The organism is Streptomyces sp. NBC_00984 (assembly GCF_045162475.1).
Taxonomy (GTDB): domain Bacteria; phylum Actinomycetota; class Actinomycetes; order Streptomycetales; family Streptomycetaceae; genus Streptomyces.
Genome location: NZ_CP108734.1, coordinates 7,088,766 through 7,112,397, shown reverse-complemented (window position 1 = coordinate 7,112,397; position 23,632 = coordinate 7,088,766). Strand labels below are relative to the sequence as shown.

The 23,632-nt window shown below is 72.1% G+C and carries 20 protein-coding genes and 1 pseudogene; 8 read left to right on the top strand and 13 right to left on the bottom strand.

Going from position 1 to position 23,632, the window contains the following annotated elements; translation table 11 throughout:
- Positions 1 to 7 precede the first annotated feature (7 nt).
- From OG520_RS31805 to OG520_RS31770, 8 genes and pseudogenes are all read right to left on the bottom strand, one after another.
- Positions 8 to 1,909 (bottom strand): ABC transporter ATP-binding protein, encoded by a 1,902-nt coding sequence (locus tag OG520_RS31805; RefSeq protein WP_406015420.1) that lies wholly within the window; start codon positions 1,907 to 1,909, stop codon positions 8 to 10.
- A 55-nt stretch (positions 1,910 to 1,964) separates the two neighbouring features.
- Positions 1,965 to 2,712 (bottom strand): annotated as a pseudogene (locus OG520_RS31800) (MFS transporter); the annotation flags it as partial.
- 77 nt (positions 2,713 to 2,789) lie between these two features.
- Positions 2,790 to 4,247 (bottom strand): CitMHS family transporter, encoded by a 1,458-nt coding sequence (locus tag OG520_RS31795; RefSeq protein WP_399330185.1) that lies wholly within the window; start codon positions 4,245 to 4,247, stop codon positions 2,790 to 2,792.
- A 132-nt stretch (positions 4,248 to 4,379) separates the two neighbouring features.
- Positions 4,380 to 6,725, bottom strand: coding sequence for a molybdopterin-dependent oxidoreductase (locus OG520_RS31790; protein WP_406015419.1), 2,346 nt, complete (start codon positions 6,723 to 6,725; stop codon positions 4,380 to 4,382).
- A 133-nt stretch (positions 6,726 to 6,858) separates the two neighbouring features.
- Positions 6,859 to 7,479 carry a TetR family transcriptional regulator gene (locus OG520_RS31785; protein ID WP_406015418.1) on the bottom strand — a complete coding sequence of 207 codons (621 nt, stop codon included), beginning with the start codon at positions 7,477 to 7,479 and terminating at the stop codon, positions 6,859 to 6,861.
- 85 nt (positions 7,480 to 7,564) lie between these two features.
- Entirely contained in the window at positions 7,565 to 8,848 is a 1,284-nt protein-coding gene (locus tag OG520_RS31780) for a hypothetical protein (protein WP_406015417.1), read from the bottom strand.
- Positions 8,845 to 9,696, bottom strand: coding sequence for a hypothetical protein (locus OG520_RS31775; protein ID WP_406016617.1), 852 nt, complete (start codon positions 9,694 to 9,696; stop codon positions 8,845 to 8,847). Before OG520_RS31775 ends, OG520_RS31780 begins: the two co-directional genes overlap by 4 nt.
- A gap of 20 nt (positions 9,697 to 9,716) precedes the next feature.
- Positions 9,717 to 11,834 carry a right-handed parallel beta-helix repeat-containing protein gene (locus OG520_RS31770; RefSeq protein ID WP_406015416.1) on the bottom strand — a complete coding sequence of 706 codons (2,118 nt, stop codon included), beginning with the start codon at positions 11,832 to 11,834 and terminating at the stop codon, positions 9,717 to 9,719.
- 166 nt (positions 11,835 to 12,000) lie between these two features.
- Here OG520_RS31770 and hmgA point away from each other — a divergent pair, with 166 nt between their 5' ends.
- The 3 genes from hmgA (at position 12,001) to OG520_RS31755 (ending at position 15,496) form a co-directional block, all read left to right on the top strand.
- Entirely contained in the window at positions 12,001 to 13,329 is a 1,329-nt protein-coding gene (hmgA, locus tag OG520_RS31765; protein WP_406015415.1) for a homogentisate 1,2-dioxygenase, read from the top strand.
- A gap of 43 nt (positions 13,330 to 13,372) precedes the next feature.
- Positions 13,373 to 14,149, top strand: coding sequence for a GntR family transcriptional regulator (locus OG520_RS31760; RefSeq protein ID WP_266421429.1), 777 nt, complete (start codon positions 13,373 to 13,375; stop codon positions 14,147 to 14,149).
- 117 nt (positions 14,150 to 14,266) lie between these two features.
- Positions 14,267 to 15,496, top strand: a complete 1,230-nt coding sequence (locus tag OG520_RS31755; RefSeq protein ID WP_406015414.1) for a type ISP restriction/modification enzyme — start codon at positions 14,267 to 14,269, stop codon at positions 15,494 to 15,496.
- A 21-nt stretch (positions 15,497 to 15,517) separates the two neighbouring features.
- Here the strand turns inward: OG520_RS31755 and OG520_RS31750 are convergent, their stop codons facing one another.
- Complete coding sequence (locus OG520_RS31750; RefSeq protein ID WP_406015413.1) at positions 15,518 to 16,225, bottom strand: TetR/AcrR family transcriptional regulator; 708 nt, start codon at positions 16,223 to 16,225, stop codon at positions 15,518 to 15,520.
- A 64-nt stretch (positions 16,226 to 16,289) separates the two neighbouring features.
- Between OG520_RS31750 and OG520_RS31745 the strand changes: the two genes are divergently transcribed.
- Together OG520_RS31745 and OG520_RS31740 are read left to right on the top strand one after the other, a co-directional pair.
- Positions 16,290 to 17,267, top strand: a complete 978-nt coding sequence (locus tag OG520_RS31745; RefSeq protein ID WP_406015412.1) for an ATP-binding cassette domain-containing protein — start codon at positions 16,290 to 16,292, stop codon at positions 17,265 to 17,267.
- The gene (locus tag OG520_RS31740) at positions 17,264 to 18,091 is read left to right on the top strand and encodes an ABC transporter permease (protein WP_389974735.1); all 828 of its coding nucleotides are present in this window, start codon (positions 17,264 to 17,266) and stop codon (positions 18,089 to 18,091) included. Before OG520_RS31745 ends, OG520_RS31740 begins: the two co-directional genes overlap by 4 nt.
- Positions 18,092 to 18,103: 12 nt before the next feature.
- On the opposite strand, the gene OG520_RS31735 is transcribed toward OG520_RS31740, so the two are convergent.
- From OG520_RS31735 to OG520_RS31725, 3 genes are all read right to left on the bottom strand, one after another.
- A complete protein-coding gene (locus OG520_RS31735; RefSeq protein ID WP_406015411.1) occupies positions 18,104 to 18,712 on the bottom strand; it encodes a TetR/AcrR family transcriptional regulator in 609 nt (202 codons plus the stop codon).
- A 275-nt stretch (positions 18,713 to 18,987) separates the two neighbouring features.
- On the bottom strand, positions 18,988 to 19,251 hold the full coding sequence (locus OG520_RS31730; RefSeq protein ID WP_206433474.1) for a hypothetical protein: 264 nt from the start codon (positions 19,249 to 19,251) through the stop codon (positions 18,988 to 18,990).
- Positions 19,252 to 19,550: 299 nt separating this feature from the next.
- Positions 19,551 to 20,360 carry an SGNH/GDSL hydrolase family protein gene (locus OG520_RS31725; protein WP_399330209.1) on the bottom strand — a complete coding sequence of 270 codons (810 nt, stop codon included), beginning with the start codon at positions 20,358 to 20,360 and terminating at the stop codon, positions 19,551 to 19,553.
- Positions 20,361 to 20,599: 239 nt separating this feature from the next.
- On the opposite strand from OG520_RS31725, the gene OG520_RS31720 reads away from it, so the two are divergent.
- On the top strand, positions 20,600 to 21,694 hold the full coding sequence (locus OG520_RS31720) for a DUF5925 domain-containing protein (protein WP_406015410.1): 1,095 nt from the start codon (positions 20,600 to 20,602) through the stop codon (positions 21,692 to 21,694).
- 35 nt (positions 21,695 to 21,729) lie between these two features.
- Here OG520_RS31720 and OG520_RS31715 read toward each other — a convergent pair whose 3' ends face one another.
- Positions 21,730 to 22,107: a GntR family transcriptional regulator gene (locus OG520_RS31715; protein WP_399330213.1), complete on the bottom strand. Its 378-nt coding sequence runs from the start codon at positions 22,105 to 22,107 to the stop codon at positions 21,730 to 21,732.
- An 80-nt stretch (positions 22,108 to 22,187) separates the two neighbouring features.
- Between OG520_RS31715 and OG520_RS31710 the strand changes: the two genes are divergently transcribed.
- Positions 22,188 to 23,108, top strand: coding sequence for a GNAT family N-acetyltransferase (locus OG520_RS31710; RefSeq protein WP_406015409.1), 921 nt, complete (start codon positions 22,188 to 22,190; stop codon positions 23,106 to 23,108).
- Positions 23,089 to 23,583, top strand: coding sequence for a DUF402 domain-containing protein (locus OG520_RS31705; protein ID WP_399330217.1), 495 nt, complete (start codon positions 23,089 to 23,091; stop codon positions 23,581 to 23,583). Before OG520_RS31710 ends, OG520_RS31705 begins: the two co-directional genes overlap by 20 nt.
- Positions 23,584 to 23,632: the final 49 nt, after the last annotated feature.

Sequence of the window (23,632 nt, the reverse complement as noted above, 5' to 3'; positions counted from 1 at the left end):
ACGCCCGTCACGCCGAGGGCTGTCGGCCGAGCTCCGCGTGCTCCGTACCGGGGTTCTCGAACTGGGTGCGGTACAGCTCCTCGTACCGGCCGCCCGCGGCAAGGAGTTCGTCGTGCGTGCCCCGCTCCACGATCTGCCCGTTCTCCACGACCAGGATGAGGTCGGCCGCCCGGACCGTGGAGAGGCGGTGGGCGATCACGACCGCCGTGCGTCCGGCGAGCGCCTCGGTGAGTGCTTCCTGGACGGCCGCCTCGGATGTGTTGTCGAGGTGGGCGGTGGCCTCGTCGAGGATGACGACGCGCTGACGGGCCAGCAGCAGCCGGGCGATGGTCAGCCGCTGGCGTTCGCCGCCGGAGAGCCGGTAGCCGCGTTCGCCGACGACGGTGTCGAGCCCGTCGGGCAGCGAGGCGACGAGACCGTCCAGGCGCGCTCGGCGCAGCGCGTCCCAGAGGTCCTCCTCGGCGGCTCCGGGGCGGGCGAGCAGCAGATTGGCGCGCACCGACTCGTGGAAGAGGTGGCCGTCCTGGGTGACCATGCCGAGGGTGTCGCGCAGGGTGTCGGCGGTCAGGTCCCGTACGTCGACGCCGCCGATGCGTACCGCGCCCTCGTCCGTGTCGTACAGCCGCGGCAGCAGTTGGGCGATGGTCGACTTGCCCGCGCCGGACGAGCCGACGAGTGCCACCGTCTGTCCGGGCTCGGCGCGGAAGGAGACCCCGCGCAGTACTTCGTCGCCGCCGCGGGTGTCGAGGCTCGCGACGTCCTCCAGCGAGGCGAGCGAGACCTTGTCGGCGGACGGGTAGCCGAACCGCACCTGGTCGAACTCGACGGACACCGGACCGTCCGGGACCGCCCGTGCGTCCGGCTTCTGGTCGATGAGCGGCTTGAGGTCGAGGACCTCGAAGACCCGCTCGAAGCTGACGAGCGCGCTCATCACCTCGACGCGCGCCCCGGCGAGTGCGGTGAGCGGTGCGTACAGCCGGGTCAGCAGGAGGGCCAGGGCCACGACCGCGCCCGCGTCGAGCTGCCCGCGCAGTGCGTAGAACCCGCCGAGCCCGTAGACCAGGGCGAGTGCCAGCGCGGACACGAGGGTGAGCGCGGTGATGAACGCGGACTGGGCCATGGCCGTGCGGACGCCGATGTCGCGCACCCGGCCGGCTCTGACGGCGAATTCGGCGGACTCGTCGGCGGGGCGGCCGAAGAGCTTGATCAGGGTGGCGCCAGGTGCGGAGAAGCGCTCGGTCATCCGGGTCCCCATCGCGGCGTTGTGGGCCGCGGCCTCCCGCTGGAGCCTCGCCATCCTGGTGCCCATCCGCCGGGCCGGCAGCACGAACACCGGCAGCAGCACCAGTGCGAGCACGGTGATCTGCCAGGAGATGGAGAGCATGACGCCGAGGGTGAGCAGCAGCGTCACGACGTTGCTGACGACGCCGGACAGCGTGTTGCTGAAGGCGCGCTGGGCTCCGATGACGTCGTTGTTGAGGCGGCTGACGAGCGCACCGGTGCGGGTCCGGGTGAAGAACGCGATCGGCATGCGCTGCACATGGTCGAAGACGGCGGTGCGCAGATCGAGGATCAGCCCCTCGCCGAGATTGGCCGAGAGCCAGCGGCTGACCAGGCCCAGCACGGCCTCCGCGACGGCGATCACGGCGATGAGGAGGGACAGCCGGGTGACGGTGCCCGACTCCTTGCCGGACACGATCGCGTTCACCACGCGGCCGGCGAGGACGGGGGTGGCGACCGCGAGCAGCGCCGTCGCCACGCTCAGGATCAGGAACAGGGCGACCCGGCGCCGGTGCGGGCGGGCGAACGCGGCGATGCGCCGCAGGGTGGTCCGGTCGAAGGGGCGTCGGTCCGCTTGCGCGTTCATGACGTTGTGGAGCTGTGTCCACGCCGTGGTTTCCATGCTCATGGGAGGAACGTACGACCTCCAGTGGGCTTGAGGTCAACGGCCGGGTCCTGACGGCAGTGAACTGCCGTCGGCGTCTGAGCAGCAGTCCGATGGTGGCGGGGGCGATGCCCCGGTGTTCTCCGACGACGGGCAGATACGCGGTGAGGATGTCGGTCGCGGAGAGCACGGCGAGGCTGATGAAGATCCCGGCCGGGACGCCGCGGGCCCGCAGGATGCGGCCGACGGGCACCTTCGCGGCCGGGTCGGCCCGGCGGGCGGCGGGCGCGGACCGGTGCTCGATGCGCCGGAGCGAGCCGAGGGAGACGGCGGCGACGGCCGCCGAGACGAGCAGGGCGAGTGCGCTCGTACGGGCCATGGCACCGTCCCGCTCGGAGATCAGATACCCCGCGGCGATCGGGCCAATGAGCTGGCCGAGGGAGGCGCCGACGGTGAAGTGCCCGAAGTTGCGGTCCTGTTCGGCCGGGGCGGACTGCCGGGCGACGATCGACTGGGCGCGATGACGAAGCAGAGGTGGCCGAGCCCCATCACACCGCTCCAGGCCGCCATCGCCGTCAGCGAGTCCGCCCGGCCGCTCAGGGCGCAGCCGCCCGCGATCAGGACGACGCCGAAGGGCAGCAGGGGCGCGCACCGGCCGTGGTCGGTCCTTCGCCCGAGCGGGACGGCGGCGAAGAGCGGGAGGAGCGCGTACACCCCGGTGATCACACCGATGGCGCGCTCTTCCCCAAGCTCTCAACTGAGTTCGAGCAGGGGAGACCCCATCCACCCAGCGAGAGAGCCCAGTAGGAGACGGCGGGCCGGGCCATCGACACCGCCCCCTGCGCGAAGGCGATGACGAGGCGCAGCAGCCAGCCCCTGCCGGGCTCCTGGAGGGTGCGCACGGTCAGATGATGCCGAACAGGAGTCCGGCGCAGAGCACCACCAGCGAGGTGAGCGCGGCCCACTTGACGGTGAACCTGGTGTGGTCGCCGAATTCGACCTTCGCCATGCCGACGAGCACGTAGACGGCCGGGACCAGCGGGGACGACATGTGCAGGGGCTGGCCGACCAGGGAGGCGCGGGCGATCTCCAGCGGGGAGACACCGTGGGCGGCACCCGCCTCGGCGAGCACCGGGACCACACCGAAGTAGAAGCCGTCGTTGGACATGAAGTACGTCAGCGGGATGCTGAGGATGCCGGTGACGATCGCCATGTGCGGGCCCATGCCGTCGGGGATCGCGCCGACGAGCCAGTCGGCCATGTGCTCGACCATGCCCGTGCCGGAGAGGACGCCGGTGAAGACGGCGGCCGCGAAGACCATGCCGGAGACGTTGAGGACGTTGTCGGCGTGGGCGGCGATCCGGGCCCGCTGGTCGGGCATGTGGGGGAAGTTGACCGTGAGGGCGAGGGCCGCGCCGAGCAGGAAGAGCACCGGGATCGGCATCAGTTCCATGATCATCGCGGTGAGCAGGGCGACGGTGAGGCCCGCGTTGAACCAGTAGAGCTTGGGGCGCAGGGTGGCCCGGTTCGGGTCCAGGCCCTTGAAGCCCTCGTCCTCGCCCTCGTCCTCGCCTTCGTCCGGCCCGGAGTCCCCGGCTCCGTCGCCGTCCGCGCCTGCACCCGCACCCGTGCCCGTACCGGCTCCGCCGGAGTTCTTGCGGGTACGGTCGCTGCCGCCGCCCGTTCCGACGAGAACGGTCTCCGACTCCGTGGCCGTCTCGGTGGCCAGCACCTCGTCGAGGGTGAGCATGCCGAGCCGCTTGCGCTCGCGCCGGCCCAGCACGACGGCGAGGAGCAGGACGGCGACCAGTCCGATGCCGAGCGCCGGGATCATCGGGACGAAGATGTCGCCCGCGTCCAGCTTGAGCGCGGTGGCGGCGCGGGCGGTGGGGCCGCCCCAGGGAAGGGTGTTCATGACGCCGTTCGCCGTGGCGGCGACACCGGTCATCACGACCAGGCTCATCTTGAGGCGCTTGTAGAGCGGATACATCGCCGAGACGGTGATCATGAAGGTGGTGGAGCCGTCGCCGTCGAGGGAGACGATGGCGGCGAGCACGGCCGTACCGACGACGATCCGCATCGGGTCGGCCTTGCAGAAGCGCAGGATGCCCCGCACGATCGGGTCGAAGAGGCCGACGTCGATCATCACGCCGAAGTAGACGATGGCGAACATCAGCATCGCGGCGGTCGGGGCGAGATTGCCGACGCCTTCGATGACGTAGTCACCGAGCTTCGCGCCCTGCCCGACCGCGACGCAGAACAGCGCGGGGATCAGGACCAGCGCCGCGATCGGCGACATCTTCTTCAACATGATCAGGACCAGGAAGGTCGCAATCATGGCGAAGCCGAGGATTGTCAGCATGTGGATACCTATCGCTCACCCTTGAACTCCCACCGGACTCGGCGGTGCGGTTGACGTTAGGGCGCGGTTCGCAGCGTTAACAAGATGTTGACATGCGAGCAATACGAGCAAAACCCCAGGTCAACGCGGGGATCACAGCTTGGGCACAACCGGCGCCCCCATCGGCGCATTCGCCCGCGTCCCCGTCGGTGTCCCGACCCGCGCCCCCGCCGGCGCCACGGGCTCGGGTGTCGCGGCGGGTGTCACCGTCACCGGGAATCCATTGAGCACGGCGGTGCCGGAGAGCGGGTCGAGCCGGGTGCCGTCGAGCAGTTGATTGACGTTGACGCCGGGGCGGGCCGCGGCGACGGAGAGCCGGGTGCCGGGGCGGTGGTGGCCCCACCCGTGCGGGAGGCTCACCACTCCGGGCCGTACACCGTCGGTGATCTCGACCGGGGCGGTCACCGCGCCGCCGTCCGACGCCACGGTGGCCGGGCCGCCGTCCACCAGTTTCAGCCGGGCCGCGTCGGTGGGGTGCACCTGCAAGGTGCAGACGTTCGAGCCGCCGCTCAGTTCGGCGATGTTGTGCAGCCAGCTGTTGTTGGAACGCAGATGCCGGCGGCCGACGAGGACGAGCGTGTCCTCTCCGTCCCGGTCGGCCAGGGCCTGGCGGAGCCTCGGCAGATCGGCGGCGATCGGTTCGGGGAGGAGTTCGATCCGTCCGCTGCGGGTGGTCAGGAGCTCCGGGATCCGGGGCCGGAGCGGTCCGAGGTCGATCCCGTGCGGACGGTCGAGCAGGCGCTCCAGGGTGAGGCCGTCGGGGTCGGCGCCGAAGCCGTCGCCGTACGGGCCCAGGCGGAGCATCAGGTCGAGGCGGCGTTCGGGTCCGGTGCGGCCGGTGAGGGCGGCGGCGAGCGGGGCGGGGTCCCGGCCGTGCACGGGCGAGTGCGGGTCGGCCACGGCCCTGGTCAGCACCCGGTCGATGGCCAGGGCGTCCACCGCGGACGGGTCGGCCCCGTGCATCCCTGAGACGGCGAGGACGAGCCGGGCCAGGATCTCGCTCTCGTCGAGCAGGCTGCCCTCCAGGGGCACGGCGGGCCGGGTGTAGCGCACCTGGTTGCGCACGGCGAGGGCGTTGAACGCGAAGTCGAAGTGGGCGCTCCGCGAGGGCGGCGGCGGGGGCAGCACCACATGTGCGTGCCGCGAGGTCTCGTTGAGATACGGGTCGACGCTGACCATGAAGTCGAGCCCGCCGAGGGCCCGGTCGAGGCGGTCGCCGTCGGGTGCGGAGAGCACGGGGTTGGCGGCGAGGACGATCAGGGCGCGGATCCGGCCTTCGCCGGGCGTCTCGATCTCCTCGGCGAGCGCGGCGACGGGCAGTTCGCCCTTGGCCTCGGGATGACCGGAGACCCGGCTCGTCCAGCGTCCGAGGGCGAAGCCCTTGCCGGGTGCGGCGGGACGGGGTGCGCGGGCGGTGGCGGAGAGCGGGAAGAGCGCGCCGCCGGGGCGGTCGAGGTTGCCGGTGAGGATGTTGAGGACGTCGACGAGCCAGCTGGCGAGGGTGCCGTGCTCGACGGTGCAGCTGCCGATGCGTCCGTACACGGCGGCGGTGGGGGCCGCGGCCAGTTCGCGGGCGATCGTACGGATGGTGGCGGCGTCCACGTCGCAGGCCGCGGCGACCGCCTCGGGCGTGAACTCCGCCAGGGCGTCCGCCACTTCGTCGAGCCCTTCGACATGGCCGGCGAGCGGGCCGGTGGCGGTGAGCTTCTCGTCGAACAGGACGTGGGCGAGCGCGGCGAGGAGGAGGGCGTCGGTGCCGGGGCGGATGGCGACGTGCCGGTCGGCGAGGCGGGCGGTGCGGGTGCGGCGCGGGTCGACGACGGTGAGGGTGCCGCCGCGGCGGCGCAGCGCCTTGAGCCGGCCGGGGAAGTCGGGGGCGGTGCAGAGGCTGCCGTTGGATTCGAGGGGGTTGGCGCCGAGGAGCAGCAGATGGCCGGTGCGGTCGAGGTCGGGCACCGGGATGGCGTTCGGGTCCCCGAAGAGCAGTCCGCTGGAGACGTGCTTGGGCATCTGGTCGAGGGTGCTCGCGGTGAACAGGGCCCGGGTGCGCAGGGCGGAGAGCAGCGCGGAGGGGTAGAGAGCACCGGCCACGGTGTGCACGTTCGGGTTGCCGAGGACGACGCCGACCGCCTGCTGCCCGTGCTCCTCGGTCAGGGCGGACAGGGCGCGGGCGATCGTGTCGAACGCCTCGTTCCAGGTCGACTCCGTCAGGACGCCGTCCTTGCGGACGAGCGGGGTGCGCAGCCGGTCGGGGTCGGCGTCGAGCCCGCCGATGGACGCGCCCTTGGGGCAGATGAAGCCACGGCTGAAGACGTCCTCCCGGTCGCCCCGGGCGCCGGTGACCCTGGTCCCCTCGATGGTGAGGCCGAGCCCGCAGGTGGCCTCGCAGAGGGGGCAGATGCGCAGGGCGGTACGGGGGCTGCTGGGGTCGTGCGACATGGGCCCTCCCCGGGGCGGCGGCAGCGGTGGCGCGCGTACGTCGGCAAGCAGGGCGAGCATACCGACCGGTACGCACGGTGGGGAGGTGCTGACGCGACGAGCTTGCCCGGGGCGGCCGGACGGTGTCGCCCGGTCAGTCCAGGACGCGCGCCAGGTAGGCCCGGAGCAGGATGCGGGTCTCGGCGACGATGGCCCGGTCGCCCGACGGGTCGGTACGGAAGGCGAGTTGGAGGAGGGCGTCGGCGGCCTCGACGCAGACCAGGAAGGTGCGCAGCAGATCCTCGTCGGGGGCGCGGCCGAGGTGCCCGGAGAGCAGTTCGGTGAGCCGGCCCGCGACCCGCTGGTTGGCGTCGCCGGCGGGGTCGTCCTCGGGGGCCGGCGCACCGAAGTCGACGAGGGCGAATCCGGCCACGGAGCGCTTCATCGCCAGGTATTCGTCCAGCACGGCATCGATGGCACTGCGCCAGTCCGCGGTCGGGATGACGGCCAGGCGGGAGGTGATGCGTTCGGCGTAGCTGTCCAGATTGCGCCGGGCCAGCGCGTCGGCCAGCGCGCGCTTGTTGGAGAAGAACCGGTAGACGGAGCCGATGGGGACCCCGGCACGGATGGCCACGGCCCGGGTGGACAGCTGCTCGTAGCCGGTCTCGTCGAGGAGTTCGGCGCAGGCGTCGAGTATCCGGGCGAGGCGCTCGGCGCTGCGCTGCTGCACGGGGGCGCGGCGGAGGTTCGTGTTCGCATGGGGCACGGGCTCCATGATGCCGTGGGCCTCCTCCGGTGCGGGTGGCCGGTGGGTTCCGATGCGGTCGCGGGCGGGTGACCACCGGCCTCCGGCGCGGCTCTCACGCGATGAGCAGCGACAGCCCGCCGATGGTGTACGTGATCATCAGGACCAGCAGCGGGAGTTGTCCCGCGACGGCGCGGCCGGGCGGGAAGAGGCGCACGGACCGGTCGTGGGCGGCGATGACGCCGAGTACGTGGCCGAGGACGATCGCGGCGACCTGGAGCGTGGCGACACCGCCGGGGCCCAGGGGCGGCTCGGGCGGGACCGGATTGTCGGTGCCGGATGCCATCATGACGGTGCGTGGACCTTCGGTGACGAAGAGTGTGAAGTAGTGGGCGACGAGATAGCCGAGCGCGATCGGGACGAGCGAGTGGGCGAAGGCGGTGAGCGGGTGGCGCAGTTGACCGGAGATCAGCCGGACGGCGCCGGCGCAGAGTGCGTAGAGGGTGGCGACGAGGGCGACGGCGCCCAGGAGTCCGAGCGTGGCCGCGGTGGTGCGGCCCAGGGGTGAGGTCTGGACGGTGGTGATCCAGGACGGGGAGTCGGAGAAGCCGTCGTAGGCGGTGGAGCCGAGCATGACGCACACGGTGGCGACGAGTCCGGCCGTCTGCGGGGTGGCGTCGAGTCCGTTGAACGGGGAGCGGAGCACGAGGCGGCGGTCGGCGGGGCGGCGGCCGAGCGGGGAGAGCCGGGCGAGCAGCCCCGAGTAGACCTCGAAGGCGTCCGCCCGGTCGAACCACCCGGCCCCGTGGCGGGCGGCGCCCGTGAGGTGGACGGCGGCGTAGAGGGAGAGGAAGAGGAGGAGGGCGGTGGTCGACGCGGGGTCGGGGGCGACGAGTTCGAGCCAGGTGAAGGCGAGGAGCCCGGCGGCGGCGGGCCACAGACCGAGCCGTGCGGGAAGGGGCCGGCCCGCGGCGGGGTCGCGGCCCAGTGCGCGGCAGACGAGGAGGTGGACGGTGCGCAGCGGGTTGACCGGTCGCCAGACGGGACCGAGGAGGAGCGACGCGGGGACGAGCCCGACCCAGAGGAGTACGTAGACGGCGCCGGGGGCCGGGTTGCGGTCCGGGTCGTCCGGGCCGAGGAGGAGCTGGAGCGTGACGTACAGGGCGGCGGCGAGACCGAGCGCGCGCAGCGCGATACGGGTGGGGCGGGCGTCGGCGAGGCGCTGGACGACGTACGGGAGCGGGCGGCCCGCCCGGTCGCCCCGGAACCGGGAGGCGGACCAGAGCAGGCCGAGCGCGAGGAAGGAGACGAAGAGCGCGGCGAAGGCTCCGGCGAAGGCGTAGAAGGGGGACAGCGGAAGGTCGTGCTGGGCGCCGATGCCGTGGGCGAGGACGCTCACCGTACGACGAGTTGGGTCAGGAGCAGGTCGGACTCGTGGGTCTCGACCTCGAAGAGCCCGCTGCGGTCGGCGGTGAAGGTCAGGGTGACGGTCTTGCCCGCGGGCAGCCGGGCCTCCTTGTCGTAGCCGTGGACATGGAGGGTGTCGGCGCGGTCGCTGCGGACCCGGAGCTCGACGATCCGGCCCTTCTCGATCTCGGTGCGGCCGGGATCGGGGCTGACCCTGCCGTGCGAGACGACGATGTCAAGTGTCGTGTCGGGCCGGGGTGTTGCGGTTCGGCGCTCCTCCGGGGAGGTGGCCGTCGCGGAGGGCATGGCGAGGGAGGTGGTGGCCTGGACGGGGGTGGCGTTCACGGCCCAGGCGGTGTGGTCGTCGGCGTAGAGCCGTGCGGTGAGGCCGGTACCGCCGCCGGCGGCACGGACGAGGGAGGCGGGGAGGTGGTACCAGGAGCCGTAGACGCGGGCGAGGGGGTGGCCGTCGAGGAACAGCCGGGCGTGGCCGCGCCCGAGGAGGGCGGCGCCGCCCACGCTGTCCGGGGTGAACCTGAAGTTACGTACGGAGAGGTGGACGTTCCACCCGTCCTCGGAGTCCGGTCGTACGGCGACCGTCACCGAGGGGGCGCCCTCGGTCTCGACCTGGCGCAGCCGGTTGCCGGAGCCGTCGTCGGTGGCGAGCAGCCGGCCGACGCTGCCGCCGGCCTGTTCATGGCTGGTGCCGGGTTTGTGATGGGTGGTGGCCCGCCCACCGCAGGCGCTCGCACCGAACACGAGTGCGCCCGCGGTGAGCACGGTGACGGCGGCGAGGACCGGCCGGGGGGCCCGGACCGGCCGGACCGGCCGGGCGGGCAGCGACGGTGTGGTGGAACGCTTCACGATGCATCTCCTTCCGGGGCGGAGCCCGAGGCCGGGGCGGAGCCCGAGGCCGGGGCGGAGCCGGAAGCCGGGGCCGGGACGGAACCGGGAGCCGGGGCCGCGGTCGCTTCCCGCGGGTTGCGGTCGCCGTGTCGGGCGGCGGCGATCACGGCCCACACCACCCAGACCACGCCGAGCAGTCCGCGCACCCAGGCCGGGCTGAGCGGAATCCACGGGATCATGAAGACGGCCTTGTCCACGGCGTCGAGCAGCGTGAGCGCACCCAGCACCACCGTGGTCCAGCCCAGCCAGGGCCGTTCCCTCCGGAGCACGAGACCGATGCCGGTCCACCACACCCCGGTCAGCAGCAGCGCCAGCGCGGGCACATAGGAGGCGGCCAGCCCCGTCGTCGATCCGGCCACGTCGAGCCCGAGGCCGATCACGCCGAGCCCCGTGGCCACCGTCGCGAGCCGGCTGCCGCGCAGTCTGCGCCACCACAGCACCCCGCCGACCAGCGCGAGCACCACCGCGACTGCCAGCGCCACCTGCACCTCGATGCGCTCGATGCCCCGGGCCCCGTACCAGTCGCAGCCGGCCGGCAGCCGGCGCGCCTGCACGTTGTAGTCGGCACAGACCAGCAGCTGGGCGAGCTTGACCGGTTCACCGACGAGCCGGTCGGTGCTCCCGGACACGGCGCCGCGCCTGGAACCGCAGGCGGGCAGGGCGCGCGGGGAGGACGGCCCCGCGTCCGCCTGCCAGCAGTTGCCCTCGCCCTGGCCGTCCCACCACACATCGGTGCGGTTGGGCCGGGAGTTGCCCGCCTTGTCCCTGCCGAGGTGATTGCCCGCGTACCGGTTGTGGTGCGAGGTGTCGGCCTGCTTGGACAGCGCGCCCTCGCCGCGGATGAAGGCGGGGACGGCGGTCAGGACGAAGGCGGCGCGCCGCTGCCCGTAGATCCAGTTGTTCTCGTACAGGTTCCAGTTGCCGCCCGCGGTGATGATGCCGGAACCGGGCGGCATGGAGATCTGCGGGCAGACGACCCCTTCCTCGTAGCCGCGGTCCACGGGCGGCTTGGCGCAGGTGCCGTCGGCGACGTAGGGGTAGTAGTCGGCATTGTTGTCGTGGATCAAATTGCGTTCGAAGCGGGCGTGGTTCTGCGGCAGGCCGGGGTGGCCGGGGAAGGCGCTGTCCATCGAGGCGCCGCCCATGTTGTGGTCGAACTCGTTGTCGTGGACGTAGACGGAGTCGCCCGCGGTGCCGGAGTAGCCGACCATGTTGTGGTGGCTGCGGCAGCCGGTGATCTCGATGGAGTAGCGCGGCACGTCGTAGCCGTACGCGTCGTTGATGTTCGACGCGCTGCCGGGGTAGATGCCGGAGTCGCCGTTTCCGTAGGACTCGCAGTTCTTGTACAGCCCGTGGTCGCTGGCGAAGGTCAGGAAGCCGTACTCGTCGTTCCACCGGGTGAGGACGGAGTCGATGACGAAGCCGTCCTGGGCCAGGACGTACAGGGAGTTGAAGGTGGTGCGCTGGGCGGTGAAGTTCCTGAAGTAGATGCCGTCGGAGCCGTCCGCGCGGATCGCGTTGAGCTTCTGGTACTTGGCGTCGACGACCACGTCCGTGCGCTCGGCGCCGGTGCCCTCGATCTGGAGGTTCTTCTTGCCGAGGATCGCCACCAGGTTCTGGTTGTGCGGGCACCGAGCCTGCTGCGCGTACGACAGGATCTGGTAGCCGAGCTGGGAGTTGGGCGCCTTCAGCCGGGCGCACTCCCCCGTCGGCCTGGGCAGCGAGGGCTCCTCCTCGTACAGGCCGGGCAGGATGGCGATGTTCATGCCGGGCCCGTCGACCGCGTCGACGGCCTGTTGCAGATGGCGGTAGCCGGACTTCTGGCACCGGTCGAAGAGCTTCAGGTTCCGGGTCCGCAGCCCCTGCGGGAAGCCGGACACACGGCGCTCGAAGTCCGCCCGGTCGCTCTTGCAGACCAGCAGATCGGGTTCACCGGTGCGGTACACGGGGACGCTGCCGGTTCCATCGGGCAGGGTGACCGGACGTTCCTCGTGCGCCTGGGCGGCCGGGGCCGCGAGCAGGGCGGCGACGAGCGCCGCCAGAACCACCAGAAGTCTTCGTGTCCACGACATGTGCGGGAGAGTAGAGCATTGTTCACCTTTTTGAACCCCCCGCGCATCACGCATTTGGAACGCTCCGGGAACCCCCGGGAACCCGTGTGCGTCACGAATGCCGTTGACTCACCTCGATCCGATTCCTACGGTTACCCATAGGATTCCTTCGGCACCGGGAGCGCACATGAGCGGCAACGAGCAGGCGAGGAAGACGGCGGAAGCGCTGGAGCATTCCGCCGGTTTCGGCAATCAGCACAGCTCGGAGGCGGTTGCGGGGGCGCTGCCGCACGGCCGCAACTCCCCCCAGCGCGCGCCCCTCGGGCTCTACGCGGAGCAGCTGAGCGGCTCGGCCTTCACCGAACCGCGCGCCCACAACCGCCGTTCCTGGCTCTACCGGATCCGTCCGTCGGCCGCTCATCCCCCGTTCGTCCGGATCGACAACGGGGCGATCCGCACCGCCCCGTTCACCGAATCCGTGCCCGACCCCAACCGGCTGCGCTGGGATCCGCTCCCCGCGCCCACGCCCGGGACGGACTTCCTGGCGGGCCTGTGGACCCTCGGCGGCAACGGCGACGCGACGCAGCGCACCGGAATGGCCGTGCATCTCTACCACGCCGACGCGTCGATGACGGACCGGGTGTTCAGCGACTCGGACGGCGAGCTGCTGATCGTCCCGGAGCGCGGCGGCCTGCTGCTCCGTACCGAACTGGGCCTGCTGCGTGCCGAACCGGGGCACATCGCGCTGATCCCGCGCGGCGTCCGGTTCCGCGTGGAGCTGCTCGACGCCACCGCCCGCGGCTATGTCTGCGAGAACTACGGCCAGCCGTTCGCCCTCCCCGACCTCGGCCCGATCGGCGCCAACGGCCTGGCGAACGCCCGGGACTTCCTCGCTCCCGTCGCGGCGTTCGAGGACGACGACCGCCCGGTGGAGGTGGTCAACAAGTTCTGCGGGAACCTCTGGTCGGCGACCTACGACCACTCGCCCCTCGATGTGGTCGCCTGGCACGGCAACCACACACCGTACGTCTACGACCTGCACCGCTTCAATGTCATCGGCTCGATCAGCTACGACCACCCCGACCCGTCGATCTTCACGGTGCTGACGTCGCCGTCCGACACCCCAGGTCTGGCCGGTGTCGACTTCGTCGTCTTCGCACCGCGCTGGCTGGTCGGCGAGGACACCTTCCGGCCGCCGTACTTCCACCGCAACGTGATGAGCGAGTACATGGGCCTGATCGAGGGCGCGTACGACGCGAAGACGGCCGGCAAGGGCGGTTTCGTGCCGGGCGGCGGCTCGCTCCACAACATGATGTCGGCGCACGGCCCGGACCGGGAGACCTTCGACCGGGCGAGCGAGGCGGAGCTGAAGCCGCAGAAGATCGACGACGGCCTCGCCTTCATGTTCGAGACCCGCTGGCCGGTGACGGCGACGGGGCAGGCGGCGACCGCCGGTCATCTGCAGCACGGCTACGACGACGTGTGGCAGGGTCTGAGCCGCAACTTCAGGCCGTAGGCGACACCGCCGCCCCCGGCCCGGTCCGAACGAAAGGCCCCAGGTGCCTCAGACGCCCAAGATCCCCCCGGGGCCGGCCTTCGCCCCCGATTCACTGGTCCTGAACCGCAAGCTGCCGCTGTGGTACCAGGTCTCGCAGTCGTTGCGCGCCTCGATACTGGGCCGCGCCAGGGACGCCTCGGCACGGCTGCCGACCGAGGAACAGCTCGCCGCGCACTACGGCGTCAGCGTCCTGACGATGCGTCAGGCCCTCAAGGAGCTGGAGACCGAAGGGCTGATCAGCCGGCACCGGCGGCGCGGCACCTTCATCGAGCCGCGCGCCCGCCGGGTGTCGCCGGTCCGGCTGCTGGGTTCGATCGATGCGATCGTGGCCCAGCAGTCGGGCGAGCGGACCACGGTGCTCGGCCACGGCCCGGTCGCCGTGCCCGGGGATCTCACCGAGTACTTCCCCGACTGCGCGGAGGTGGTCAGCTACCGCCGGCTGCGCCACGACGGCGACAGCGACGAGCCCACCAACTGGGCGGAGAACGTGGTGCGGCCCGAGATCGCGGCCCGCCTGGACGTCGCCGATCTCGAACGCTGGCCGATGACCAAGGTGCTGCGCGACCGGGTCGGCGTCCGTATCGCGCGCATCACCGACACGGTCGAGGCGCGGCTGGCCGACCCGGCCACCGCCGAACTCCTCCAGGTCCCGCTGCTGAGCCCGATCCTGTTCTACACAGGCGTGACGTACGACGAGAGCGGCCAGGTGGTCGACGTGGCGCAGATCCGCTACCGGGGCGACCGGTTCTCCTTCTCGGTCACCGTGGAAGCGCACTGACCACCGGGGAGACGCACCGACCGCCGCGGAAGGGCGCCGACGCACTGCCTCGTGCCGCGGGGGCGCGGCTACGATGCCCGGGAGGCGGGCGGACGTGGCGACGGGGAGGACGACACGGTGGCAGCACGGGCGGCGGGCGGCTCCGGTGACGGCCAGGACGCTGACGCCCCGCTCCTCGACGACCTCATGCCCTGGTCCGTACGGCCGCTGCGCACCGGCCGTCCCTGGGTGATCGCCCCCGACGCCGCCTCCCTCAGAGCGCGCTGGGAGCGGCTGGTGCGGGCCCCGGCCGGCGAGCGCGAGCGGCTGTTCCGGGCGACCCGTTCCCGGACCCCGCGGACCCCGGTGGCGGCGCTGCCCGGACAGGCCACCGGTACCGGCCGGTTCGCCCGCGAGCAGGGGCCGTGCCCCGAGCCGGTACGGATCGCGCACGGCCCGTTCGACGAGCAGTGGCTGCTCCCCGACCACCGGCTGATCGACGCCGCCCGTCCCGAGCTGTGGCGGGTCGCCGACGGGCACCAGCTCTTCGCCGTGGAGCACGGGTACGTGCCCCAGGACACCGGCCCCGCCCTGTCCGTGACGGCGCTGCTGCCGGACGGCCACTCCGCCGCGGGCCGGCCCGGCCGGATCCGGCCGCTGTACCGGCGCCCCGAGGGCCACGAGCCCAATCTGGCCCCCGGGCTGCTCGCCCTGCTGCGCGCCCGCCACGGGGACTCGGTGACCGCCCGTTCGGTGCTGGCGTGGGCACTCGCGGCGGCCCGCCACTCCCCCGCCGGATGCGTGGTCCCGCTGCCCGCCGACACCGCGCGCTGGTCGGCCGGGGTGGAGCTGGGACTGGAGCTGCTGCGGTTGCAGCTGCGGGGTGCCCGGGGCGGGGAGCGCCCGCGGCTGCCCGGCGGGCGGCGGCCCTATGTGCGGGCCGCGGTTCCGCCCGTGCCCGCCGGGCTGGTGTACGACCCGGACGACGAGACGCTCATGCTGGGGACGGGCCGCATCTCGCCGGTGCCGGCCGGGGCGTGGGAGTTCCGGGTGGGCGGGGTGCGGATGCTGGAGCTCTGGTTCGAGCGGCGGTCGGCGGCCGGTGCGGAGGGCGTGGACGGCCTGGAGGCGGTCCGGCCCCGGGCCTGGCCCCAGGAGTGGACCTCCGAGCTGCTGGAACTGATCGCCCTGCTCGCCCTGCTGGACGGGCTCCGGCCCCGACAGGAGGGTCTTGCCGAAGGTCCGCAGCTCACGGCCGCCGATCTCCGCGCGGCGGGCGTCCTGCCCGTCGCGGCCACGGCCCGGCGGCCCGCGTCGGTGCTCGGTCACCAGGAGGAGGGACCGGACGGGCAGTTCGCGCTGCTGTGACAGGGCGACCGGGCCCGCCCGCTACCGGTCGAAGGAGTCCAGCACCCGGTGGAGCGCCCGGTCGAAGACCCCTTCCAGATCGATCGGCCCCGGGTCCTCGGCGAATCCCGCCGCCATCCGCGGATACTTCCCGGTCGCGATCTGGCTGATCAGATAGCCGGTGCGCGCGGCGTTCTCCTGCTCCTCGGACCAGGGCAGTGACCGGCTGCGCTCCGCCGTGTCGATCTCGTTGGCCACATAGGTGGTGATCACGCCGTTGACCATCGCGATGAGTTCCATCTTCTCGCCGAACCGTGCGTCGACCCCGTCCAGACAGCTGAGCGCGTACTCCAGGTAACGCAGGGCATTCGGACTGAAACCGTACACGGGTGACATCAGCCGGGGCACCCAGGTGTGGCGGTGCATCATCGCGCGGGTCTGGTGGGCGAGTGCGACGAGGTCGGCGCGCCAGTCGCAGGTCGGCTCGGGAAAGTCGTACCCCCCGCTGACCGCGTCGAGCATCAGCTCGTACAGGTCCTCCTTGCGCGGCACGTAGTTGTAGAGCGACATCGTGCCGCAGCCGAGCTCCGCCGCCACCTTGCGCATGGACACCGCGTCGAAGCCGTCCGCGTCGGCGATGCGGACGGCGGCCGCCGCGATGTCCGCTCGGCTGAATGCGGGCCTGGGGCCCCGGCCCGCGCGCTCGGGGCGCGCCCAGATCACTTCGGGTACAGCGGGTCGCCCCACCATCGATCATCACCTCGCCCACCATCGTAGTTACGTACACCGTACGTAGTGCGATACGTTGGGCCGCATGACAACTACGTACGCTGTACTTAGTGAAGGTCTGGAGAAGCGCTACGGCGATGTCCACGCGCTGCGCGGGCTCGACCTCGCGGTCACCGAGGGCACCGTCTGCGGAGTGCTGGGGCCGAACGGCGCGGGCAAGACCACCGCCGTCCGGGTGCTCACCACGCTGACGACGCCGGACGGTGGCAGCGCCCGGGTCGCCGGCCACGACGTGGTGCGCGAGGCGGCCTCGGTCCGCGCGGCGATCGGCGTCACCGGGCAGGACGCCTCGGTCGACGGCGAGCTGTCCGGCCGGCAGAATCTGCGGCTCTTCGCCAAGCTGCAACGATTCCGCGGCGACGCGGCACGCGCCCGCGCCGACGAGCTCCTGGAGCGCTTCGAGCTGACCGAGGCGGCCGACCGCCCGGCCCGCACCTACTCGGGCGGCATGCGCCGCCGCCTCGATCTCGCCGCCAGTCTGCTGACCCGCCCGGGGGTGCTCTTCCTGGACGAGCCGACCACCGGTCTCGACCCGCACAGCCGCAACCAGATCTGGGCGGCGGTACGGGAGCTGGCCGGCCGGGGCACGACCGTCCTGCTCACCACGCAGTATCTGGAGGAGGCCGATCAGCTGGCCGACGACATCGTGCTGATCGACCGGGGCCGGGCCGCCCATCGCGGCACCCCCGCCGAGCTGAAGTCCCGCATCGGCAGTTACGCCGAGGTGGTCGTCGCCCATGAGTCGGCGCTGCTCCCGGCGGCCGGCGTGCTCGACCAGCTCACCGGCGCCGAACCGGTGCTCGACCACGAGCGCCGCACCGTGGGCACCGTCGCGACCGACACCACGCTCACCCTCCCCCGTATCGTCCGCGAGCTCGACGCGGCGGGCGTACCGGTGATCGACGCGAGCCTGCGCCCGCCGACGCTCGACGAGGTCTTCCTCCGCCTGACCGACCGCGGCGACGGCCGCACCTCCCCGCCCCTGAAGGAGACGGCAGCATGAGCAGCACGACACTGGTCCACGAGCGGCCCGCCACGACCGCCGCGAGCACCCCCGTCGCCGACGCCCTGGCCGTGCTGGGCCGCCATCTGCAGCGGATCAAGGCGGCCCCGGGCGTAGTGATCCTGACCCAGACCATGCCGATCACGATGCTGCTGTTCTTCGGGTACGTGTTCGGCAGCGCGCTGGCCATGCCGGGCCAGGAGTACCGCGCGTTCCTGGTGCCGGGTCTGCTGGCCGCGACGGCGGCCAACGGCATCATGGTCGGGATGTTCCAGTCCTCGCAGGACTGCCACCGCGGGGTGATGGACCGGTTCCGCACACTGCCGATGAGCCGGCCCGCCGTGCCCTTCGGCCAGACCGCCGCCGATCTGCTGACCACGGCCATCGGCATGGTCCCGCTGATCCTCGTCGGACTCGCGGTCGGCTGGCGGATCGAGGGCGGGCCGCTCGCCGCCCTGGGCGCCTTCGGGCTGCTGCTGCTCCTCCGGTTCGCCACGTCGTGGCTGGGCTGCTGGCTGGGCCTGCTGATCCGCAACGAGGAGATCGCCGGTCAGCTGGGCAGCGCCACCTTCATCCTGCCGCTGCTGTCGAGCGCCTACATCCCGACCGACAATCTGCCGGGCTGGCTGCGGACGGTCGCGGAGTGGAACCCGATCAGCGCCATGGCCTCGGCCACCCGCGACCTGTTCGGCAACGCGTCCCCGGCCGCCGACGCCGCCTGGCCGGTCGCCCACCCGGTGGCCGGGACGCTCGCCTGGTCGGCGGTGCTCCTCGCGGTGTTCGTGCCGCTGTCCGTACGGCGTTACGCGCGCGGCGGCGAGTGACCGTCGGGCACCTCACCGGGGCAGCGCACAGGGCCGGTCCAGGGCGCCGAGCAGGCTGATGAAGCTCGACTCCAGGAAGGCCCCGAGCTCCGCCGGCGCGTCCGGTTCCCCGCGCGGCCAGCTGGTCACGGCCTCCTCCGCGAAAGCCGTCCAGGCGCGGGCGGCGACGGCCAGTCGCGGCGAGTCCGGCATCCCGAGCCGCCGCTGCCCCTCCGCCACCCGCCGGGCGAGGGTGGCCCTGGTTCCGTCGACGATGTCCTCCACCGCGGGGTGACTGCCCGCGGCGCCGCGGACCAGGGCGAGATAGACCTTGCGGCGCTCCAGTACGTACCGCACGAAACCGGCGATGAACGACCGCAGCCAGGGGACGGGCCCCAGCGAGGGGTCCGGTTCCGTGGCTGCGACGAAGTCGTCGCACTCCTGCTGCACCACGGCGCGATAGAAGTCGCGCTTGGAGTCGAAGTAGTGGAAGAGCAGCCCCCGCGAGATACCGGCCCGCCGCGCCACGTCGTCCGTGGAGAGTTCGTCCAGCGTCCGCTCGGCGAGCATGTCCAGGCCGATGGCGACCAACTGGGCCCTTCGTTCGTCGGGGCTCAGGCGCGCGGCTCGCTTTTCGGACATACATACAGTCTAGAAGTACTTCGGCGCCGAAGTATTTACCGAAGCGCCCGCTGAAGCATTCACCGAAGTCTTCCAAGGACCGCGACCGTCGCCCTCCGGCGCCCGGCGCACACACCGAAGCGCTGCCGTGGGCCCTGGGGATGACGGGAGGGCGGACAGCAGCGCAGCGCCGGGGCGGTGTGATCACCTGCGGCCCCGAGCGGGAGGCCGGGCGACGAGCCCTGGCCGGGGAGCCCGGACGGAGGACCGGTGGGCGGTCGTGACGGGCCGTCGGGTCAGCGGCGGCTGCCGAAGAGCGAGCGCCGGAGTCGTCGCAGCGGCGCGAAGAGCGAGACCCGCGCGCTCTTGCTCCGGCGACGGTGGGCGGCATCGCGCGAGGTGAGCTCGCGCATCAGCAGTGTCGCCTCCGCGGCCTCCCGCTGCGGCACGGCGGGACCGCCGAGCACCGCGAGATGGCGGTCCAGGCGCGAACTCGTCGCACCGCTCCCGCATGTGATGGCAGGCACACGCGGCCTGCTCCGCATCGCTATCTGTTCCATGTCACTCCCCACCCGTACGAGGGCACCCGGCCCGGGCAGGTTAACCCTATCGCCCCGCGGTGACACTCGTGTATCCCGGTCGCAGGATTGCGCACACACATACGGAGGTTGACACCTCACTCATGAATCCGCCCGATTTCAGGGCGAGTTGGACAGAACGGAAACGGACGGATTCGCTCCGCCCGCCGGCCGCCACGGGCCGCCGGCCGTCCGCGCACCCCGCCGGACGGAGACCCCGGCGAACAGGGGTCCCCTGCCCGTCAGACGGCCGAACGGGCCCGGCACATACGCTGGTGGTGTCAGGCCGCCGAGTTGAGGACGGGCAGGTAGCCGCCCGACTGTCCGGCGGCGGTGGGGTGGTAGGACTCGCCGATGTCGAGCCAGTTGAGACTGTGCAGCCAGGCGCTCCCGGAGCAGATCTCGTGGCCGGTGAACTTCCCCGCGACGTCGGCGAAGGCGAAGCCGTGGTCGGCGGCGCGCTTGGCGGTCGCCGCGTTGAGGTAGTCGGCCGCCCCGTTGATCGCGGTGCGCACCTTGTCGCTCAGGCCAACGGCACAGGTGCCGCCGATCTTGTAGAAGCGCGGGTAGCCGAGGACGACGACACGGGCGGACGGCGCCTTGGCCTGGATCGCCGAGTACACCGAGTCGAGGTTGCCGGGCAGGGTGGTGTCGACATAGCTGCGGGCCGTGGCTATCCGGCCGAGGCAGGTGGCCTCCGACTGGAGGACGCACGTGGTCATGACGTCGGCGAAGCCCGCGTCATTGCCGCCGATGGAGATCGAGACGAGATCGGTCGAGGAGTTGAGGGGGCCGAGCTGATTGGCCTTCACATCACTCGAACGAGCACCCGAGCAAGCGGTGAAGGCGAACGAGGCGGGCGAGTTGGCGGCGGCCCAGAGGGCGGGATACGCCTTGGTGCTGCGCTTGCAGTCACCGCTGGCGCTGTCGTAGCTGCCGGACCCGACACCCGAGGAGTACGAGTCGCCGAGGGCGACGTAGTCGACGGCCTGAACAGACGTTGCGGCGCTGGCGGTGGCCGCTCCGGTCAGAGCGAGAACGGCACCGAGCAGGAGCGAGGACGAGAGTGCCGCGAGTCTGGACATCTTCATGGAACCTCCCTGGGACCGACCGACGGGATCTCCGCCCGGTCTGCCGAGTCCGTGGTAGCAGTTCCGGCACCCCCACCGGAAGTGTGCATGCCAAGTTGCTCCAATGATTCAAGTTCTCTTCCGCGCCCCCTTGAGGCCGCGTCATGTCCGTGACCACTGCCGGGAAAGGGGAGGGGAAAGGGGAGGAAGGTAGTGAAACCCGGGTGCGCCGGGTACCCCCTTGCCGGATCATGGGCGCCATGTCTGCCAACCCCGAGTCCGCTCTGCCGATCCGGCTCACCGTCGACGACAGCGATTCCCCGTCAGATGTGGTCGACGCGCTGTTCCTCGGCCGTTTCGCGACGGGCGAGCAGCCGTACTCGCACAGCTCCACCCTGGACCGTGTCAAGGCCGGGGCGACCCTGCTGCCCCCGGCCGCCAAGGTGCTGCGCGCCGCCCGCGACGACGACCGCAGCGCCACGCTCGCCGAGGGCGACGGCTGGACGCTGCTCATCTCGCGGTGGAACCGCGGCGCCGACGTCACGGTCACCGCGACCAGCGCGGAGCTGGCCCAGAAGGTCCTCGGCCAGTCGACGGACGGCGCCCTGGACGAGCCCGAACCCCAGCCCGAGAACGTGACGATGGGCTTCTGGTACGTCTCCCCGCGCCGCGGCCCGCACCGCACCACCCGGCAGATCGCCGCCGGCACCTGGGACGAGGTCCGCGGCAACTACACGGCGCCGGTGGCCGATGCCATGGACCGGCTGATGAAGGTCACGCCCGACGACATCTCGGGCCGGCTGCTCCTGCTGCACGGCCCGCCGGGCACCGGCAAGACGTCCGCGCTGCGCACGCTCGCGCGCTCGTGGCGGGACTGGTGCCAGGTCGACTGCGTGCTCGATCCCGAGCGGCTCTTCAACGACGTCGGCTACCTGATGGACATCGCGATCGGCGAGGACGAGGGCACGTCCAAGGGCCGGTGGCGGCTGCTGCTCCTGGAGGACTGCGACGAGTTGATCCGCGGCGAGGCCAAGCACACCGCGGGCCAGGCACTGTCCCGGCTGCTGAACCTCACCGACGGGCTGCTCGGGCAGGGCCGCAATGTACTGGTGGGCGTCACCACCAACGAGGACCTGGAGCGGCTCCACCCGGCCGTGGTCAGGCCCGGCCGCTGCCTCGCCAGGATCGAGGTGGGCTCACTGACCCGCAAGGAGGCGGTGGCCTGGCTGGGCACGGAGGAAGGGCTCGGCCGCGAGGGCGCGACGCTCGCCGAGCTGTACGCGCTGCGGCGCGGAAGCGGTCCCGCGTCGGTGCCGAAGCAGGACTCCCGGGCGGACGCGGGCCTGTATCTCTGAGCCCCGCGGCCCCGCCCCACCGCCCCGTCCCCGGATCACCCGGCCCCGTACGCCGCCCGTACCGCGTCCTGCGCCAGGGACAGCGCCTCGGCCCGGGACAGGCCCAGCCGCCGCGCCTGCTCCGCGTACTCCTGTGCCGCGGCCGCCGCATGACGGTCCGCCGCGTCACCGGCGGCGGCGACGAACGTGCCGTTGCGCCCACGGGTCTCGATCACCCCGTCGGCCTCCAGCGCGCGGTACGCCTTCGCGACGGTGTTCGCGGCGAGGCCCAGCTCCTCGGCGAAGCCGCGTACCGTCGGAAGTCTGAAACCGACGGGCAGCGCGCCGGAGCGGGCCAGTTCGGAGATCTGCGTGCGCAGTTGCTCGTACGGGGCGGCAGCGGCATCCGGATCAAGGGCGATCTTCAGGGTCACGCCCCGATTCTCCCCCATGTCCGCCCCACCGCCGGAAATTCAAGGGCGTCCGGTGGCGGCCCACGCGTAACGTCCGGCCCATGACTGTCATCGTTCGCGACTTCCTCCCCGCCGACGCGGAGGACTGGGTACGGGTCCGGCGTGCCGCCATGCCCTTCATGGTGACGACGCCCGAGTGCGTCACCTTCGAACTGGCCTCGGCCCACCCGGACAAGCGCGCCCGGCTGCTGGTCGCCGAGGAGGACGGGGAGCTCATCGGGACCGCGCAGGTCGGCCTCGTCCACGACAGCCCCGAACCCGGACAGGGGTTCTGCAACCCGTACACGCATCCGGAGCGCACCGGGCGCGGGGCGGGTGCGCTGCTGCTGCGCACGGCCGAGGAGTACCTGGCGCGGGAGGGTGCGACGGCGATCTACACCTGGGTGCTCGCCACCCCGCCGAACCTGGCCTTCGCCGAGAAGCGCGGCTATGCGCCGAGCCGCCCGGCGCACTTCCTCCACCTCGACCTGGCCGGCGGATCGCTGCCGCCCCGTCAGGAGCTCCCGCCGGGCGTCGAGCTGCGTACCGCCGCGGACTTCGCGGACGACCCTCGCCCGCTCTTCGAGGCGGACGCCGAGACCACGGCCGACGAGCCGAGCGACACCCCGATGGAACTGACCGACTACGAGGACTGGCTCAATCACACCTGGCGCGCCCCCGCGCTCGACCACGAGCTCACCTCGGTCGCGGTGGTGGACGGGGAAGTGGCGGCGTTCAGCGCCGCGGAGACCGATGGCCTGACCCGGTACATGTCCGGGATGACCGGCACCCGCCGGGCGTACCGCAACCGGGGTCTGGCCAAGCTCGCCAAGAACGACTCGCTGCACCGGGCGCGGGCCGCCGGGTACACGGACGCGTACACCGGCAACGACGCGGACAACGGCCCGATGCTGGCGATCAATCGTTGGTTCGGCTACGAGATCTGTGCCACGGAGGTGCGCCATGTCCGCAGGCTCGGCTGAGACCGCGCTGGTGGTCGCCCTGGTGAAGGCCGGGCGGACCAAGATCCGCTACCCCGCGGAGATGGTCCGCGACGACGGGGTCCGGGTGACGGTGCGCGCGCCGTGGGCGGCGCCCGGGGTCCGTGACTTCGGCTTCGTACGGTTCGAGCCGGGCGATGTCTTCACCGAGCACTACTGGCGCGACCGCTGGTTCGCCGTGAAGGAGGTCCGTACCGGCGCGGGCGGGCTCAAGGGCTGGTACTGCGACATCACCCGCCCCGCGGTGCTGCGGGACGGGGAGCTCCTGGTGGAGGACCTGGACCTCGATCTGTGGGTGTCGGCGGACGGCTCGTCCGTACTGCGGCTGGACGAGGACGAGTTCGAGGAGAGCGGTCTCGCCGGACGCGATCCGGCGGCGGCCGGTGCGGCGCGCCGGGCACTGGACGAGCTGGAACACCTGGCCCGCACGGAAGGCCTCGCGGCCCTGCTGGTCTGACCTCGCGGAGGTGGATGTCCCGTGCCCGCAGTTCCCGGACGGTGGCCGG